17 protein-coding genes and 2 tRNA genes are annotated in these 18,620 nt (G+C 36.5%); 9 read left to right on the top strand and 10 right to left on the bottom strand.

Features of this window, described 5'->3' with window-relative positions; genetic code table 11:
* Nucleotides 1-15 precede the first annotated feature (15 nt).
* The 5 genes from K1I41_RS05520 (at nucleotide 16) to K1I41_RS05500 (ending at nucleotide 7,460) form a co-directional block, all read left to right on the top strand.
* A complete protein-coding gene (locus K1I41_RS05520; RefSeq protein WP_220641683.1) occupies nucleotides 16-414 on the top strand; it encodes a heavy-metal-associated domain-containing protein in 399 nt (132 codons plus the stop codon).
* A 381-nt stretch (nucleotides 415-795) separates the two neighbouring features.
* Entirely contained in the window at nucleotides 796-1,110 is a 315-nt protein-coding gene (locus tag K1I41_RS05515) for a DUF6660 family protein (RefSeq protein WP_220641682.1), read from the top strand.
* Between the two features lie 122 nt (nucleotides 1,111-1,232).
* Nucleotides 1,233-5,666 carry a CusA/CzcA family heavy metal efflux RND transporter gene (locus tag K1I41_RS05510; RefSeq protein WP_220641681.1) on the top strand — a complete coding sequence of 1,478 codons (4,434 nt, stop codon included), beginning with the start codon at nucleotides 1,233-1,235 and terminating at the stop codon, nucleotides 5,664-5,666.
* Between the two features lie 20 nt (nucleotides 5,667-5,686).
* Nucleotides 5,687-6,928, top strand: a complete 1,242-nt coding sequence (locus K1I41_RS05505) for an efflux RND transporter periplasmic adaptor subunit (RefSeq protein ID WP_255566970.1) — start codon at nucleotides 5,687-5,689, stop codon at nucleotides 6,926-6,928.
* Nucleotides 6,929-7,043: 115 nt separating this feature from the next.
* Nucleotides 7,044-7,460, top strand: a complete 417-nt coding sequence (locus tag K1I41_RS05500) for a Fur family transcriptional regulator (protein WP_220641680.1) — start codon at nucleotides 7,044-7,046, stop codon at nucleotides 7,458-7,460.
* A 51-nt stretch (nucleotides 7,461-7,511) separates the two neighbouring features.
* On the opposite strand, the gene K1I41_RS05495 is transcribed toward K1I41_RS05500, so the two are convergent.
* Nucleotides 7,512-7,593 (bottom strand) — tRNA-Leu (locus K1I41_RS05495).
* 142 nt (nucleotides 7,594-7,735) lie between these two features.
* Between K1I41_RS05495 and K1I41_RS05490 the strand changes: the two genes are divergently transcribed.
* The 3 genes from K1I41_RS05490 to K1I41_RS05480 all read left to right on the top strand — a co-directional run bounded on the left by K1I41_RS05490 (nucleotide 7,736) and on the right by K1I41_RS05480 (nucleotide 10,828).
* Nucleotides 7,736-9,124: a dipeptidase gene (locus tag K1I41_RS05490; RefSeq protein WP_220641679.1), complete on the top strand. Its 1,389-nt coding sequence runs from the start codon at nucleotides 7,736-7,738 to the stop codon at nucleotides 9,122-9,124.
* Between the two features lie 68 nt (nucleotides 9,125-9,192).
* The gene (locus tag K1I41_RS05485) at nucleotides 9,193-9,591 is read left to right on the top strand and encodes an energy transducer TonB (RefSeq protein ID WP_220641678.1); all 399 of its coding nucleotides are present in this window, start codon (nucleotides 9,193-9,195) and stop codon (nucleotides 9,589-9,591) included.
* Between the two features lie 136 nt (nucleotides 9,592-9,727).
* Complete coding sequence (locus K1I41_RS05480; protein ID WP_220641677.1) at nucleotides 9,728-10,828, top strand: DUF4407 domain-containing protein; 1,101 nt, start codon at nucleotides 9,728-9,730, stop codon at nucleotides 10,826-10,828.
* Nucleotides 10,829-10,860: 32 nt separating this feature from the next.
* Here K1I41_RS05480 and K1I41_RS05475 read toward each other — a convergent pair whose 3' ends face one another.
* Together K1I41_RS05475 and K1I41_RS05470 are read right to left on the bottom strand one after the other, a co-directional pair.
* Nucleotides 10,861-11,229: an MmcQ/YjbR family DNA-binding protein gene (locus K1I41_RS05475; RefSeq protein WP_220641676.1), complete on the bottom strand. Its 369-nt coding sequence runs from the start codon at nucleotides 11,227-11,229 to the stop codon at nucleotides 10,861-10,863.
* 2 nt (nucleotides 11,230-11,231) lie between these two features.
* A complete protein-coding gene (locus K1I41_RS05470; RefSeq protein WP_220641675.1) occupies nucleotides 11,232-11,984 on the bottom strand; it encodes a cyclase family protein in 753 nt (250 codons plus the stop codon).
* A gap of 81 nt (nucleotides 11,985-12,065) precedes the next feature.
* On the opposite strand from K1I41_RS05470, the gene K1I41_RS05465 reads away from it, so the two are divergent.
* Nucleotides 12,066-12,968, top strand: coding sequence for an acyltransferase family protein (locus tag K1I41_RS05465; protein ID WP_220641674.1), 903 nt, complete (start codon nucleotides 12,066-12,068; stop codon nucleotides 12,966-12,968).
* Here the strand turns inward: K1I41_RS05465 and hemW are convergent, their stop codons facing one another.
* The 7 genes from hemW to trxA form a co-directional block, all read right to left on the bottom strand.
* Nucleotides 12,969-14,150: a radical SAM family heme chaperone HemW gene (hemW, locus tag K1I41_RS05460; protein ID WP_220641673.1), complete on the bottom strand. Its 1,182-nt coding sequence runs from the start codon at nucleotides 14,148-14,150 to the stop codon at nucleotides 12,969-12,971.
* Nucleotides 14,140-14,718, bottom strand: a complete 579-nt coding sequence (gene ruvC / locus K1I41_RS05455; protein ID WP_220641672.1) for a crossover junction endodeoxyribonuclease RuvC — start codon at nucleotides 14,716-14,718, stop codon at nucleotides 14,140-14,142. The genes hemW and ruvC overlap by 11 nt, the downstream gene beginning before the upstream one ends.
* A gap of 23 nt (nucleotides 14,719-14,741) precedes the next feature.
* Nucleotides 14,742-15,218, bottom strand: a complete 477-nt coding sequence (locus tag K1I41_RS05450; RefSeq protein ID WP_220641671.1) for a hypothetical protein — start codon at nucleotides 15,216-15,218, stop codon at nucleotides 14,742-14,744.
* An 804-nt stretch (nucleotides 15,219-16,022) separates the two neighbouring features.
* Nucleotides 16,023-16,871, bottom strand: a complete 849-nt coding sequence (locus K1I41_RS05445) for an alpha/beta fold hydrolase (protein ID WP_220641670.1) — start codon at nucleotides 16,869-16,871, stop codon at nucleotides 16,023-16,025.
* Between the two features lie 158 nt (nucleotides 16,872-17,029).
* Nucleotides 17,030-17,106: transfer RNA gene (locus tag K1I41_RS05440), tRNA-Asp, on the bottom strand.
* An 86-nt stretch (nucleotides 17,107-17,192) separates the two neighbouring features.
* The gene (locus K1I41_RS05435) at nucleotides 17,193-18,119 is read right to left on the bottom strand and encodes a DUF58 domain-containing protein (RefSeq protein ID WP_220641669.1); all 927 of its coding nucleotides are present in this window, start codon (nucleotides 18,117-18,119) and stop codon (nucleotides 17,193-17,195) included.
* 87 nt (nucleotides 18,120-18,206) lie between these two features.
* Nucleotides 18,207-18,524, bottom strand: a complete 318-nt coding sequence (trxA, locus tag K1I41_RS05430) for a thioredoxin (RefSeq protein ID WP_220641668.1) — start codon at nucleotides 18,522-18,524, stop codon at nucleotides 18,207-18,209.
* Between the last annotated feature and the right edge of the window lie 96 nt (nucleotides 18,525-18,620).

Here is an 18,620-nt window from a genome sequence, read left to right as displayed (position 1 = left end):
TTAAATTTAAAAACAATGAAAAAAGTAATTTTAAGTATCGCTGTAATAACAGCGTTTGGTTTTACAAGCTGTAAAAACGAAACCAAAACGGAAACAGAAACAACAACAACTGAAGTGGCTAAGGAAATGGCCATAACAGAGCTATCATTTGGAGTAAGAGGCAATTGTGGAATGTGTAAAAATACCATTGAGAAATCAGTAAATAGTGTAAAAGGTGTAACAAAAGCCAACTGGGATGTCGAAAAAAAGAAAATTGATGTTGCTTTTGATGAAACTAAAACAAACGCAATGGCAATTCATAAGGCAATAGCGGCATCAGGTTATGATACCGAAAAGGTAGCGGGTAATGAAGAAGCCTATAAAGATTTACCTGGTTGTTGTCAATACGACCATGATATGGAAATGAATCAGTAGATTATTTATTTTCAGCCTAGTGTTTTATAAACTTGAGAGCTTTTTAATAAGTTTCAGGTAGAATAAAAGGTTTTAAGTAGTATAATTCCAGTTTCTTTCGTTTGGAAACTGGAAATCCTACTACTTAAAAACCAAAAAACCACTATCTGAACAGTATAATTTTTCATCTTTACCAAGAATTTCTTTCTTCCCTAATACTGTTAAACCATTAGTATTTTAAAGAAAATTAACCCATGCCTTTGTAAGTTAAATGATAAAGAATTGCGAATAATTACCAACAATATCCGTACTTATAAATTTTATAATCGTTAAAAACTTTCTCTCTTGCCTAATTAAAATATTTGCACAAGCTGTGCATTGTTAATTTCGTATTTTTGTATCGTGAAAATAGTAACACTCATATTATCATTTTATATTTTAGCACTTAATGCCTTGCCATGTAGTGATACTGAAGTATCCGTAAATAATTCTCAAATAGAATTTGTTATGGATGTAGATATGGATGATTCGCATAATGATGTTACAGATTTTTGCTCGCCGTTTTGCACCTGTCACTGCTGCCACGTGCATACTGTACATTTTGAGATTCCAGATTTTGAGCCATTAATAACTGAGGTTTCTTTGGAATCCTGTATCCATTTTGATAACGTAAGTAAAGAGTTCATCCACTCTTTATTACAACCACCGCAAGTTTAATTCAGTTTTTAGGATAGTTATATCCTTTTTAGACCTATCCCGATAGGTCAACATTTTCATTTCGTTGATTTTGCTATATGCAGTTTCCATCGAAAAGTTTAACTGAATTAAATTTTTTCATAATGATCAATAAAATCATTGCATTCTCCATTAATAATAAATTTATTATCGGACTCCTTACATTGGCTCTTATCATAACTGGTATTTGGTCCATGTACACCGTAAATCTGGGGTCGGTGCCAGATATCACCAACAATCAGGTACAAGTAATTACAGTATCTGAAAACCTAGCTACCGAAGATATTGAACAATTCGTTACCTATCCTGTAGAATTGGCAATGGGCAACTTACCAAATGTAACCGAAATCCGTTCCGTTTCCCGTTTTGGACTCTCTGTAGTAACCATTGTTTTTGATGATGATATGGGGATTTACAAACCCCGACAATTGGTACAGGAGAAACTGAACGAGGTTAGGGAAAGCATCCCAGAAAAATTCGGGAGCCCTTCTATGGGGCCCATTACCACTGGATTAGGGGAAATATACCAATATACCATAAACCCAAAAGAGGGCTTTGAAAATAAATACTCCCCTACCGACCTACGCACCATACAGGATTGGATTGTAAAACGCCAAATGACTCTGTTGGATGGCGTTGTGGAAGTCAACTCTTTTGGAGGCAACATAAAACAATACGAAATAGCCATAAACCCAGAAAAGCTTAATGCCATAGGCGTTTCCATATCCGAGGTATTTGATGCTTTAGAAAGGAACAATGTTAATACAGGAGGTGCTTATATCGAAAAAAACAAAATGGCAAACTTCATTAGAGGCGAAGGACTAATACGGTCTTTGGAAGATATTAAAGCCATCTCTATCAAGAATGAAAATGGACTACCAATTACCATTGCCGATGTAACTGAAAAAGTCCAATTCGGGAGCCAAGTCCGTTACGGAGCTTTTACACAAGATGGTCGTGAGGCCGTTGGCGGCATGGTGTTGATGATGAAAGGAGCAAATCCTAACAAAGTCATTACCAATGTTCAAGAAAGAATGCAAAACGTTGAAAAATCTTTGCCTGAAGGATTAGAAATTAAGCCATTTTTAGATAGAAGTAATCTAATAGAAAGAACCACCAGCACTGTAACCCAAAACCTTTTAGAAGGTGCCCTTATCGTCATTTTTGCATTAGTCTTTTTATTAGGAAGTTTAAGAGGAGGATTAATAACCGCTACAACCATACCCCTATCGTTGCTATTTGCCTTTATCCTGATGAAACAATTTGGTGTGTGGGCCAACCTAATGAGCTTAGGAGCCATTGATTTTGGAATTATTATAGATGGTGCAGTAATTATTATTGAAGGTATAGTTTATGAAATTCAAAAACGGATACGTTCTGGCAAGCTCAAATTCAATCAGGATGTTATGGATAAAGTGGCTTACGATGCAGGAAGTACAATGATGAGCTCTGCCTTTTTCGGGCAAATCATTATTCTTATTGTTTTTGCTCCTATCCTTTTTTTAACAGGAGTTGAAGGAAAGATGTTCCGCCCAATGGCATTTACATTCGGGTTTGCAATGATTGGAGCTATTTTCCTGTGCCTAACCTATGTTCCTATGATGTCCGCTTTATTTATGAAACCCGTTAAGAACAAAAATAATTGGTTCGGAAAATTTGAAAGATGGCTGGAAAACATCAGCGATAAAATTATAGGAAGCATTCAAAAAGTCTATTTACCCCTTTTAAAAGGTGCGTTAAAAGCAAAAACTTTAGTTGTTGGGGCTGCGGTGGCTTTATTACTGGTTTCAGGGTTTATATTCTCAAGAATGGGAGCCGAATTTGTTCCTCAGTTGGATGAAGGCGACCTTGCCATGCAAGCCTTGGTACGACCAGGAACAGGATTAACGGAGGCGATAAACGTATCAAACAAAATAGAAAGTATCCTTATCAATAATTTCCCAGAAGTTAAAACAGCCGTAGCGAGAATAGGTGTTGCCGATATTCCTACAGACCCTATGCCAATGGATATTGCCGATATGTTTATCATCTTGGAAAAAGATATGGGCAAATGGACGTCTGCAAGTTCAAAAGAAGAACTAATCGATAAAATCAAGGATAAACTGGACAGTGAACTTACAGGCGTAAACCTTGTGTTTAGCCAACCTGTAGAATTGCGTTTCAACGAATTGCTAACAGGAGTACGAGAAGATGTTGCAGTAAAACTGTATGGTGACGATTTAGGGGTGCTTTCCCAAAAGGCAGAGGAAATGGCAGCCATTATCCAAACCGTTCCAGGTGTTGGTGATGTTAACCCAGAACGAACATCTGGACTGCCACAGATGACCGTAAAGTTTAACCGAAAAAAGATGGCACAATATGGGCTGGATATAGAAAAAGTAAACGATTACATAAGTGCCGCATTCGCTGGAGGTAACGCAGGTGTTATTTTTGAAGGGGAAAAACGATTTGATATGGTTATCCGATTTGATGAGGAACATCGTAAAAGTATCGAAGATTTACGCTCTTTGTATGTTGATTTACCCAATGGTACTCAAGTCCCCATTAAAGAAGTAGCAGATATAAGCTATGTACCAGGACCCATGCAGATATCCCGTGACAATACATTTCGTAGGACTTATGTAGGAATAAATACAAGAGGGCGTGATGTAGAATCTGTGGTAACTGATGTTCAACAGAAATTGGATGCCGAGCTGGAGCTGCCTCCAGGTTATTATATTACCTACGGAGGAGAGTTTGAAAATTTGGTACGTGCTAAAAACCGACTGACCATTGTTGTGCCAATAGCGCTATTTTTAATCTTTGTACTCTTATACTTTGCCCTAAAATCTTTTTCACAATCCATTATGATATATATCGCTATCCCATTGGCGGCCATTGGTGGCATATTTGCCCTGTGGCTACGGGATATGCCGTTTAGTATTTCGGCAGGTGTTGGTTTTATAGTGCTCTTTGGAGTTGCCGTACTGAACGGATTAGTGCTTATAAACCGATTTAATTCCTTAAAAGAAGAAGGTGTAACAAGTATACGAGAAAGAATAATAACAGGAACCAAAGAAAGAATACGACCAATTATGTTAACAGCAACTACAGATATTTTAGGTTTTATGCCTATGGCATTTTCATCATCGGCTGGTGCCGAAGTACAACAACCACTGGCAACCGTGGTTATTGGAGGTATGCTAACAGCAACTTTACTAACATTAATTGTACTTCCCATTTTATATACACTGATTGAAAAGAGAGGAGAAAACAAACGAAAAAACAGGCTTTCGGCATTAAACCCAAGTACTATAACTACCGTTGTAATAATAGGATGTGTATTGAGTTTTTCCATTCCAGCTTCTGCGCAAAAAAGTACATCGGAAAGTAAAGCGATTTTACAAGATACTTTACCAACTATAAGTTTGGAAAAAGCCAAGCAAATGGCCATTACCAATTACCCAAGTTTAAAAGCCGCAAAACTTGGAATTGAAGGAGAGAAAGCGATGCGAAAAACAGCCTTTGATTTTGGAAATACCCAAATATTTACGGGAAAAGAAGAGGTGGGTAATGGAAATAGCGGTATATCTAACACCATTGGCATACAGCAACAAGACATTAATGTGTTTGGTATTGCTCCCAAATTAAAGTTGCAAAAGGAACGTATCAATTTAGCAGAAAACCTTGTAAACCTAACCGCCTTAGAAGTGGAACGAGCGGTAAGCAGAGCTTGGGCAAATGTGTACACAAAAAGAAAAACGTATCTGGTTTACAAACAAATGGATTCCGTTTTTCAGGATATTGAAAGAGCAGCCAGAATAAGGTATGAAACCGAAGCGTCATCCAATTTGGAATATTTGGCAACATCCAACCAAGCAAACGAGGTCAAAATTCAAAAAGAACAAGCGTTTAGGGAGTACAATAAAGCTTTACAACTGTTAAATCAATGGTTTGCCAGTGATATTTTATACAATGTGCCCGATGTACCAATGGCTTCGTTGGATATCCCTCTCGATTATACAGTGACCTCGTTAGAAAACCATCCGCTACTTCAAGTATCCAAACAGCAAATAAATGTTGCCAACGCGCTTTCCAAGGTGCAAAAATCTGAGTTCTTGCCAAAATTTCAGGCACAATACGGTAGGCAACAAATCAACGGACAATCAGGATTTTATCAATATCAAGTAGGAATACAAATTCCGTTGTTTTTTGGACCAGAATTAGGAAGAACCCAAAAGACCAAAATTGATAGAAGAATAGCCCAAGAGAATTTTTATACCGAAAAATTAAAAGTAAAAACGGCATACGAAAACATGCGTGAAGATTTTATGAAGTGGCAAAACTCCTGGAACTATTATAGGGATAAAGCACTTCCGTTGGCTAAAGAACAGCAAAGAGGCTCCATATTGGCCTTTAAGGAAGGGGCAATAGACTATGTAGCTTTCTTGCAGAATATCCGAGATGTTATTCGTATCGAAGTAAGTGCCTGGGAAGCCTTCAATAGTTACTTAAACAGTCGTTACCAACTCGAATATTACCTAAAAAATTCTAAATAAAACTTAAGACAAACAATACAATGAAAACGCAAATAATAAAGATTTTAATGTTGCCACTAATGCTTGTCATTTTTATGGGTTGCCAAAAAAAAGCAACGCAAAACGAAGACCAAAAGTTTTCCGATACAGAAGAAACCCATGCCCATAACGAAGGAGAGGAACGTGGAGAAAGCGAAGAAAGTTCTGAAGAAGTTAAAGCAGTACATTTATCCGAGTTGAAATTCAATAGCTTGGGAATTAAAGTAGGTGCTTTACCAACAAAATCACTTTCTGGTGTGGTAAAAGCCAACGGACAATTGGAGGTACCGCCTCAGTATGAAGCTACAGTAACCGCAATTTTGGGCGGTAACGTAAGTAGCATCAAAGTCATAGAAAGTGAAAAGGTTCGGAAAGGGCAGACTCTGGCTTACCTTTCCCATCCCGACCTTTCCCAAATCCAGACTAATTATATCAAAACCTTTAGCAGAATGCAGTTTTTGGAAAAAGAATACGAACGCCAAAAACGATTGTATGAGGAAAAAGTCGGCTCGGGGAGGACGTTTCAGCAAACAGAAGCGGATTATCAATCGATTAAAGCAGAGGTAAAAGGTTATGAATCGCAGTTACGACAATTGAACATAAATACCTCAAAAATAAGAAGCGGCACAATTTACGAATATGTTCCAGTAATAAGTCCTATCGATGGCTATATAGAAAAGGTAACTATTCAAATGGGGCAATATGTAGCATCCCAAACCCCTATGTTCACTATTGTGGACAACGAATATATACATGCCGATTTGATGGTTTTTGAAAAAGATATCCATAAAGTTAAAAAAGGACAAAAAATTTCTTTTACATTAGAATCGGTACCAAGGATTAATCTTACTGGAGCAATCTATTCTGTAGGAAAACAATTTGAACAGAATCCAAAAGCGGTACACGTTCACGCCAAAATAGATAATAAAGAAGAGTTCCTGATTCCAAGAATGTACATCAATGGAAAAATCAGGACAAGTGAAACACAAATAACTGCATTGCCAGAAGATGCCATTATAGAAGAAGGTGGAAAACCTTTCATTTTTACCGCCCAAAAACACTTGGAAGATGGAGAAGTTGAATGGGAGTTAAAGCCGCTTGAAGTCCGCACGGGCATTACGGAAGATGGTTGGGTAGAAATAAAGCTACTGGAGCCACTTCTGGAAAACACACAGGTAGTATTTAACAATGCATACTACCTAATATCGGAAATGCAAAAAAGTGAAACGTCACATAGTCATTAATACATATAAAATTTGATTTTGGTTGGTTGGTTGGTTAGCCTCTGTTCAGTGTAATTCCAAAAAAGGAGATAAAGCAACAAGCCCATTCAAAAAGCAGTTCTATAAAATACGTAAAATGGTAGACATAGTAAAAATACTTGAAAACAAAAGAGTTCGCCCTACTGCAATGCGATTATTGGTATATAAATTATTAGCAAATAGAGAAAATGCCATAAGCTTGGGCGAACTGGAAAAAGATTTTAAAACCTCTGAGCGAAGTACGCTTTATCGTACCATAAAAACATTTGAAGAAAGAGGATTGGTACACGCTATAGAAGATGGTACTGGCATTATAAAATATGCTATTTGTGAAAATCAATTTACCACTAAGGGAAATAACGATTTGCACTTACATTTTAGATGCAATACATGCCAAGAAACGGTTTGCTTGACAGATTATAAAATCCCACAAATCAATCTTCCAAAAGGTTATGAGGCAGAAAACATGAACCTTATTATAAGGGGTATTTGTGAAAAATGTAACGTGGATTAAAACATTGAAATATGATATAAAAAAAAGCCTCTGATTTCTCAGAGGCTTTTGTGCGGGTGAAAGGACTCGAACCTTCACACCTTGCGGCACCAGATCCTAAGTCTGGCGTGTCTACCAATTTCACCACACCCGCAGGTAATAACAAACAAAAAGCATGTTTAATTATTGTGGGTGCAAATATACGTATACTTTAAAACAAAGCAAGCAAAAAATGAAAAAAAATAATAAATATTTTTCCGTAATTTTGGCAGTAAACCTATATCATTAATACTAAAATGGATAACATAAAAAGCTACGTACAGGAGCATAAAGAACGCTTTATTGATGAACTTAAAGAATTACTAAAAATACCATCGGTAAGTGCTGATAGCGCTTACTCGCAAGATGTAATAAATACTGCCGAAGCTGTAAAAGAAAGTCTTGAAAAAGCAGGCTGCGATACCGTGGAGATTTGCGAAACACCCGGCTACCCAATTGTATATGCCGAAAAAACTATAGACCCTAACCTACCTACTGTTTTAGTGTACGGACATTACGATGTACAACCTGCTGACCCTGTTGATTTATGGAAATCGCCACCATTTGAGCCTGTTGTAAAAGCTACCGAAATTCACCCAGAAGGTGCCATTTTTGCACGCGGAGCTTGCGATGATAAGGGGCAAATGTATATGCACGTTAAAGCTATGGAATACATGGTTAAAAACAACGTATTGCCTTGTAACGTAAAGTTTATGATTGAAGGTGAAGAAGAGGTCGGCTCGCCAAGTTTAGGTTGGTTTGTAGAGCGTAACCAAAAGAAATTAAAAAATGACGTAATATTAATCTCTGATACAGGGATGATATCCAACACCCAACCCTCTATAACCACTGGTTTAAGAGGACTTAGTTATGTAGAAGTTGAAGTTACAGGACCCAACCGCGACCTGCACTCTGGTTTATATGGTGGTGCAGTAGCCAACCCACTAAACATACTCGCTAAAATGATAGCGCAATTACACGACGATAACAACCACATTACCATACCTGGTTTTTATGATAAAGTAGAAGAGCTGTCTCGTGAAGAGCGCGACGAAATGGCTAAAGCCCCATTCTCGTTAGAAGATTATAAAAACGCTTTGGATATAGATGATGTTTATGGCGAAGCTACTTATAGTACTAATGAACGAAACTCGATACGACCTACGCTTGACGTAAACGGTATGTGGGGTGGTTATACTGGCGAAGGCGCAAAAACCGTAATTGCAAGTAAAGCCTATGCAAAAATATCCATGCGTTTGGTACCTGACCAAGATTGGGAAGAAATAACCGAGTTATTTACAAAGCATTTTGAAAGCATTGCTCCAAAAGGTGTAAAAGTAAAAGTAACACCACACCACGGCGGGCAAGCCTATGTTACGCCAATAGATAGCATTGGGTACAGGGCTGCTGCAAGTGCTTATAACGAAAGTTTTGGCATTAAACCCATACCTGTACGCTCGGGAGGTAGTATACCTATTGTAGCACTTTTTGAGAAAGAACTAAAAAGTAAAACAGTAATGATGGGCTTTGGGCTGGATAGCGATGCGATACACTCGCCCAACGAACATTTTGGCATATTTAATTACCTAAAAGGTATTGAAACCATTCCTTTATTCTACAAATATTTTACAGAAATGAGTAAATAATCTTATCCGATTTTATCATCATGATAACTAAAAACATACTTAGCAGTTTGTTTATACTTAGTATAACAATGCTGTCTGTAACAGTAATTGCCCAAGAAAAAACCAAGGACACAGTTATTATAGAGCAGCAAAGAAGCTATAATGTTTCTGAACTTACAGAAAAGCCCGAATATATTGATGGAGGTATGGAAGGTTTCTATTCCTATATCTACAAACATTTTAAAATACCGAGGATTAGTAAAGTTATGACTGCCAGAATATACCTATCTTTTGTAATTGAAAAAGATGGTTCTATGTCTGAAATTAAACTATTAAGAGACCCTGGGTATGGTTTAGGTCGTGAGGCAATTAGAGTGCTTAAAAAAGTGAATCGAAATAAAAAGTGGATTCCTGGTAAATTAAATGGCAAAACAATCCGTGCTAGATATAATCTACCGATAACCGTAAATGTAGATGATAAAAAATAAACACATTTTTTCATAATCATCAAAAACCACCCAATTGGGTGGTTTTTCTATTTAAAGCCAAACATATCAACTACTTAAAACATTTTAACAGAAAACACGTTATATTTGTAATCATCATCAATCAAAATCAATCATTATGTTAAAACGTTTTTTTATCATCTGCTCGGGTGCAGATAAAACCATTATTTACAGTTGTTCCGATGGCGAACAAAACAAATATGCAGGTATCGGTGCAACCGTTTTCTTTACGGCATTACTAGCTTGGGTAGCTGCTGGCTACGCCCTATATACCGTGTTTGACAATGCTTATTTGGCTGTTTTTTTCGGCTTTATTTGGGGATTACTCATTTTTAATCTCGATAGGTTTATTGTTTCTACCATTCGCAAGCGCGATAGTTTCAGGCAGGAACTACTACAGGCATCACCACGTATTATACTTGCTATTATTATCGCCATTGTAATATCAAAACCTTTAGAGATAAAAATCTTTGAAAAAGAAATTGATACCGTTTTACTCAAAGAAAAAAACGATATGGCACTCGCCAACAAAAAACAAGCTGCCAATTATTATGCTACCGACCTGAACAGCAACAAAGCTGCTATTGATAGCTTAAAAGCTGAAATAACTACAAAAGAGAAAGAGGTTAACGCACTTTATACTACTTACATTACCGAAGCCGAAGGCACTAGCGGTACTAAAAAATTAGGCAAAGGACCTGTGTATAAGGAGAAGCGCGAAAAACATGATGCTGCGTTAGCAGAGCTTGCTACCCTAAAAGCAAAAAACAATGCAAAAATTGAGGCGAAAGAAGCGGAAGCCATAGCATTACAAACAAATTTAGATAAAAAGATAAGCGAAACACAACCTATTATAGATAAGTTTGATGGGCTTATGGCTCGGATTAAGGCTCTGAATAAATTACCCTTATTACCCTCCTTATTTATTATGTTATTGTTTTTGGCTATAGAAACATCGCCCATTATTGCCAAGCTGCTATCGCCTAAAGGAGAATATGATTTTAAATTGGAGGACAACGAAATGGCTACTAGGGTTAATCTGTCGCAAAACAATTACCAACGCGAACGGATGCAAAATACCGATGCTGAAATTTACGACGATGTATATGCCGAAATTAGAAGTGACAAGGAGCTGTACAACTACAAAAAGAAGAAGGCTATTGAGCTACTTGAGATGCAAGCGGACAGTTTTTCTGAAAAACAGAAAAATGTTATGTAATATGTAAAGCCTCGTTAACTACGGGGCTTTTTTTATTCGCTTGCTAAAACTTCTGCCTGTAATTTTTTAGTAAGGCTTTTAAAAATTAACTCATACGAGTGGTCTATAAGCTCTTTCAATAACGATAACGGAACGTCGCTATGTACAGATACAGTATTCCAATGCTGTTTGCTCATATGGTAACCTGGTTGTACACCTTCGTATTCGGCGCGGAGTTCAAGCGCCCTCTCAGGGTCGCATTTAAGGTTTATAGCCGCTTCCTCCTTTTCCCAACTCTTTACAGAAGATAATGCAAACATTTTATTACCAACTTTAAACACCAACACATCATCATCAAACGGAAAATGCTCAGTAACCCCTTTTTTGGCAAGGCAATATTCGTAAAATTGCTGAATGTTCATAATTATTCTAGTTTATATAATACAGGTTTACTTGGCGAGGCATCGTTTACAAACGATGCTATTTGTAGGTTAAGCAAGTAACTCCCATCCAGTATGGTATCGGCAACAAAAATTAATTCAGTTATGGTAGCATCGTGGCGCGCATCATCATTCAAATTATTTACATCTTTTACATTCCAAAATGCTTTGTGCGATAGGAGTTTACCATCGTCTTTCTCTTTATCTACGCTCGGTAAATCAATTAATACGTGTTTTATACCGCATTCGCGCATGTAGGTTGCAGCAGCTTCCTCAAGGTAGGGCGGATTGGTATTGCTGTAGTTTTTAGATTGTTTTGCAACATCATTAGGTAATGTTCTAATTACTATTGCTTCAGGGGTTTTTCCGCTTAAAGCCGCTGCTATTTGGCTTTGGGTTATTACTAAATCTTCGCCTTGTGCTTCGGGTGTAACTGAAATTAATTCGGCTACAAAAAAGAATTGCTTTAGCGCATCGTTAATACTATAAAAATCTTTGGTAATATGCCCCAAACACTCGGTATGTGTACCATGACCGTGCGGATTAAAGAGGATAGTATTAAAATTAGTCGATGCACCTCTGCTCACTTTTCCAACCCAATCGCCCATGGTTACGGGCGTAATAACAGGCTTATCAATATACCACGCTATAGGGTTTTTGGTACTATCGGCTAAGGGTAACGATATATCCAACGGTTTAGTAAGGTCGGCAACAGCATCGTTAAAGTGTACTAACATGATACAATTTTTTTACAAAATAAACGATTTGATTGACTTATACATGAAAAAGACTGTATTATTGTGATTAAATTTTTACGAATGAAAGGTTCTTCAGAAGGTATTAATTACCCCATCGAGTTTATGCGCGTTGCAGGTGTAATACTTATTACGTTTACACACATACGGCACGATTTTACCGAGGGGGTTACCTACCAAATACTCGAAGTACTGCCTACCTACGGTACCTTGTTGCTCTCGGTAGTATCGGGCTATTTGTTTTGCATGAACCCGCAGCGTGGTAATTTGCTCAAAAAGAAAATTCGTAGCCTGCTTATTCCCTATCTTATTGCCAATATTGTGGTGCTGTTACCTGTGCTCATAATAAACGCATTGGGGTACAATTACCTCAATCGTTTGCAATACGATTATACGCTTATTACCGAAGGGTTACTCTCGTTACACTCGCCACCAATAAACCCTCCTACCTATTTTATTCGCGATTTGTTTGTTATATTTTGCTTACTAGCATTACTGCGCAAAAACTACTGGAGTTTACTGTTTATAATACCCCTATTGGTATTTGGGCAGTTATTACTCCGTTGGGATATTGCTATACTGTTTGTGAGTGGTTTTATAATCCGAAAATACGCTTTGGAAACACAAAACAAATGGGTTATAAATGCTATTGGGTTAGCAGCATTAGCCGCTAGTTTTTATTTTTTTAATGAAGAGGTATACCATAAACACATAATTGCGCTGCTATTATTTATAAACATTGTAAACCTTAAGTTCAAGTTTGTATTAACAGGCGGGTATACCTATTTACTGCATTTGTACCACACCCCTGTTATAGTGTTTGTATTCCCTATATTGTATGCATTGTACCCACAACCTTACTTTTTAGCCATTACACAAATACTTTTAAGCGCATTGTGTTGCTACATACTATATTTGATAATGAAACGCTTTAGGCTCGGCTTTATAGCGGGTAACCGTTATTAATTAGCGTAAAAAGAATAAATCGCTAGCAATACCATCCGATAAAAATTTTCCCTTGCGGGTGGTTGTTATAATACCATCTTTAAAAGAGAGTAAGCCATTATCTAAAAACGGTTGTAGTTGTGCAATAAGGTAATCGTAATACAACTGCCCAAAATCCTGTTGCACGCGCGCTACAGCAACGCCCCAAATGGTACGTAGCCCCGTCATGATATATTCGTTGTAACGGTCGGACAAGGTTAGCGTTTCTTGTTCGGAGGGCAGTTTACCCTCCTGAATACTTTTAAGATACAACATATTGTTGGCTACATTCCAACTCCTAGTGGTTCCGTTGTAGCTGTGTGCCGAAGGACCTATGCCCAAATATTTTTTACCCAACCAATACGCGGTATTGTTTTGTGAAAAATAACCTTGCTTGCCAAAATTAGAAAGCTCGTAATGTATAAAACCATTTGCTTCGAGTTCATCTACCAAAAGCAAAAATTGTTCTTGGGCAGCCTCATCACTAGGTGCTGTAATAATGCCTTTTTTCACAAAGGTGTATAGTGCTGTTTTAGGTTCTACCGTAAGGGCATAGCTCGAAATATGGGGTACACCAAACTGCAATGCTTTTGCTACGTTTTGCAGCCAACGCTGGTTACTCATGTTAGGAATGCCGTATATTAAATCGATAGAAATATTATCGAAATGCTTTACGGCTGCTGCAATGCAATCCTCAGCTTCTTTTGCATTATGGGCACGATTCATCAGTTTTAAATCTTCTTCGAAAAACGATTGTATGCCAATACTCAATCGGTTAATGGGCGTATTGGATAATGCGGCTATACGCTTGTTCGATAAATCGTCGGGATTTGCTTCTAAAGTAATTTCAGGGTTATCAATTACCGTAAAATTGTTATACACCGCTGTTATAATGTGCTGTATTTCTTGGTTTGATAAAACTGATGGGGTGCCACCGCCAAAGTAAATAGTTTGTATTACCTGCCCTTCAAGCTCATTTTTTCGCATACCTATCTCGGTAATAATAGCCGCTATCATTTCATCTTTCTTTTTTAATGAGGTAGAAAAATGAAAATCGCAGTAATGGCATGCTTGTTTGCAAAATGGTATATGGATGTAAATACCTGCCCCTTTGGCATCAATAGTGGTTAAGTTATTTATATTTTGGAGTCGACTATGCGCCATTTTTTGGTGTTCCTGTTTTGGTTACCCTGCTTTCGTTTTGTTTTACAAAGGCATCCCAACCCGTATAGCTTTTACCCACAACGGTTTTACCTGTATTAAAAAAATGGCAAACTGCTGCTGCCAAGCCATCGGTACTATCTAGGTTTTTAGGCAATTCGCCAATATCCAGCAACTGTTGTAGCATTTTGGCAACTTGTTCCTTACTGGCATTACCATTACCTGTAATTGCCATTTTTATTTTTTTAGGCTCGTATTCTGTAATAGGAATTTGGCGCGATAATCCTGCTGCCATAGCTACTCCCTGTGCCCTACCTAATTTAAGCATGGCTTGTACATTTTTACCAAAAAACGGGGCTTCAATCGCAATTTCGTCGGGGTGATGGGTTTCTATAAGCTCAATAGTACGCTCAAAAATAATACGGAGTTTTACGTAATGGTCGTCGTACTTTTTAAGCTGTAATTCGTTAAGTTGCAAAAATTGCATCTTTTTGTTTACCACTTTTATAATCCCAAAGCCCATTATGGTTGTACCAGGGTCTATACCTAATATAATACGTTCGTGTGCCAATTTAATTTCTTTATTTTGTAGCCCTACTCTACGTTAAGTATTACAGGGAGTACAAATTGTGTAGTAACGGGTATTCCTTCCTTTTGTGCTGGTGCTATTTCGGGAAAGTTTACCAACCGATTTTTTAAAATGCTATCTATTGCAACTTTATTGTAACGAACACTATCCTGATTAAATTTGGGCTCAAATTCCAGTTGAGCATCTGCATGTATGGTAACCACTACATTTATAGTATCTAACTCAGGGTATAATACGGCAATAGTATCAGCATCTAGTTTTTCCTGAATTAGTTTTACCATCAACTCAAAAAAGCATTGTTTTTGGGCTTGTTTATCTGTTATAGCATCACATCCCGTTATAGATGGGTAACTGCTTACCTCATTCCAATTAATGTCCTCTAAACGCTCTTTTACCAGCTCTTGCTTATCTGGAACTTTTTGATCGAACCATTGGCAAGCACTTAAAAGAAAGAGTGCTACTAAAACAAGTATTTTTTTCATTAGAGTGAGGAAACCTATACAATTACAGGTCAAAAATAAGGAAAATTAATTATAACGGTCCTTTCAGGAATTATATCTATCAATTGTATAAAAAGAGGAATTATTAAAAGTTACTGTAGCATCTATTTACAAACAAATATAAGTTTTAAGTTTGTTATACCTATTTTGCAACACCAATAAGAAGATTATACTAATAACTTCTTATTGGTGCCTTTTAAATGTAAGAAATAGTACGGGAAACTAATATCGATTTTATAAACTTGTAATAGCAATTACTATTAAAGTAAATACAAATAAAATTAATGCATAGTAATTATCTTTCTTCATTTTTGTAAAATTTTTGGTGATTATTGAGTCTTTAAGCAAAATCAAAAAATAAAATTTAACTATTACAAAAATAAAATATCGATACTTCAAAAAAATCCCCAATAAAGAGTATTTTTTAGTATTGCGTAAATATTGAGGGGTATAAAAATCAAAAAAGCCCTCCAAACTAATGGAAAGCTTTTCATTGGTCTAACTACTAAACCTACCGCTCTCGCGGCATAAACAACACAACTAATCTTAAATATTTTCGGCGAAAAAGCCTTTCGGGAAAAGACGAAAGGCTTTTTACACTTTTATTTTTTTATTACAAATAGAGCTTTATTAAACGCTCTTAATATTAACATATTTCAAACATCGCTTTAAACAAAAAGACTAATAACCCTCTACCTTTATTTTTAAAGCGGAAGCAAATTTACACATAAATTTAAACGAGCCAAACTAATACACTACTTTTTTTGTTTTTATTTTTAAAGGAGGTTATTTGTACCTGATATTCTCTGAATTGATAAAACTATTTGCATCAGCTATAGGAGCTTCACTATCTTTACCTAGCCAGAGTAAATGACCCCATTTGTTATTATACACTTTTAAAATTGAGTTATTAATATTTGTATTAGCATGATGCGCCATAGCAATAGCAACTGATTTGTCGTTTTTACTATGTAAAATTAAAGTAGGGCATTTTATTTTAGTAATTGCATCATTGCTAATATCATGATCTAAATCGGCAACAAAGCCTTTTTTTGAGCGTTGCACTGAAACCATTTTTTTTACTTCGCAAATCTCATTCTCGGTTATTGTAGTATTGGTTATACTGGAAACTTGCTTGAACAGAACTTTAGTCATTGTTTTAGGCAAGAGCGAAAACAACAACCTGTATACACTCCAAGTAAATCGTTCTACCATAGGCGAAAATACAATTTTACCCATTTTATAAAGTGTGTCCTCAGGTGATAGCCATTTTTGAGTAATTGCTGAAATAAGTAGTAGTTTTTCAACTCGATTGGGATAAGTGGCTGCCATTTGGATGGCTGTTAACCCACCTGCCGAAATACCAACTACAACACATTTTTTAATCTGTAAAACATCTAAAAGAGCAATAATTAGTTGTGCGGCATCCTTATGTGTTGTTTTATTAGAAATAGGTGTTTTACCATAACCTGGTCTTGAAGGAACTATTAGCTTGAAGCAATTTTTATTGTAACCTTTTAAAAATAACTTTTCTTGGCTGTTAGAATGACCTCCATGTAAAAAGACAATAGGCTTTCCGTTGCCATATACATTATATTCAATTTTTCCTGCTATTGTTTCTACAATACAATTCACTTTTACCCTTTTTGATAATTATAGTGGTAAAAATACGAACTTACAGTATACTACTTGTATTAAGGAACTTTATAGTTTACTACTGTAAAGGGGATAACGTGATAAACCATTATATAAAAAGCAAAAAAAGAGAAGCGTAGTACTTCTCTTTTTTGCTTTGGCGGTCTGGACGGGACTCGAACCCGCGACCCCATGCGTGACAGGCATGTATTCTAACCAACTGAACTACCAGACCAGTGCTTTATTGCGGTTGCAAATATACAACAGATTTCCACTCTTGCAAATATTTATAACTAAAAAAACAAAAAAACTTTATCTCGTTTATCCAAACTTTTGTTTCTCAATAAGGTAAGTAGTTAATATTTTTTCGAAATCTTCATCAACAGATACAGGTACGTATTTAATCCTATATTGCATACACGTTTCAGCAACTTTACTAAAATAGGATTCTACTTGTTTTTCGTAGGTTTCTTTTACGTTTTCTGCAAACAAATTTACTTCTTCACCCGTTTCAACGTCAATGAATTTTCTAGGTGTATTATCGAAATCAAATTCGAGCTCTGTTTTTTTATCTACTACATGAAATAAAACTACCTTATGCTTATTGTGTTTTAAATGTCGTAAGGCATCAAACAACGCTGTATTATCGCCCAACTGAAACATATCAGTAAATAGTATAATCATAGATCGGCGATGCATTTTTTGCGCTATTTGATGCAAGAATGTAGTCGTATCTGTGTTCTTGGATGTCGTAGTTGCACTCAAAACTCTGTCTAACATATCCAGTAACATTCTATGATGCCTGTCACTGCCTTTTTCTGGTGCGTAAAACTCATAGTTATCAGAGTATATACTAAGCCCAACAGCATCACGCTGTTTTTTTAGCAATTCCATTAAAACAGCCGATGCAAGTACCGAGAAACCTATTTTACTTTTATAAAACTCTTGTTCATCTTTTAGCTTAGGGTAGTGCATAGATGATGAGTTGTCTAGTATTATATGGCAACGCATGTTGGTTTCTTCCTCAAATCGTTTAGTATACAGTCTGTCGGTCTTTGCATATAGCTTCCAGTCTATGTGTCGAGTACTTTCTCCCTGATTGTACAATCTATGCTCCGCAAACTCTGCAGAAAAGCCATGAAACGGACTCTTGTGCATACCTGATATAAAACCTTCTACAATTTGATTGGCTAGTAGCTCTAAATGCGAGAACGCTGATATTTTTTCTAACTGATGTTCTATCTTCATACTTTCAAATGTAGGGAAATGTAATTACAAATAAAAAGGTCTAACAATTACTGTTAGACCTTTTTATATTGAGATGTTTACTTATTATTATAGTAATGCATCGATAGCGTCAGCATACGTTTGCTTTTGCGCAACTCCTACCTGTCTGCCTACAACTTCTCCATTTTGGAATACCAGTACTGTAGGTATATTTCTAATACCGTATTTAGCTGCAAATTCTTGGTTGGCATCTACATCTACTTTACCTACCACTGCTCTACCCTCGTATTCACTACTTATGTCTTCAATAATAGGTCCTACCATACGACAAGGTCCGCACCATGCTGCCCAAAAATCTACTAATACTGGTTTATCTGATTTTAATACTACTTCTTCAAAAGTAGCGTCTGTTATTTCCTGTGCCATAATGTTATATTCTTTAAATTACTATAACAAATTTAGGGATTAAATTTTAACTGCAAAGCCAAATAGAGATTAGATTTTGTTATAGATAAATAAATA

The organism is Flavobacterium litorale, from assembly GCF_019613795.1.
Lineage (GTDB): Bacteria > Bacteroidota > Bacteroidia > Flavobacteriales > Flavobacteriaceae > Flavobacterium > Flavobacterium litorale.
This window is presented reverse-complemented; position numbering and strand designations above follow the sequence as displayed.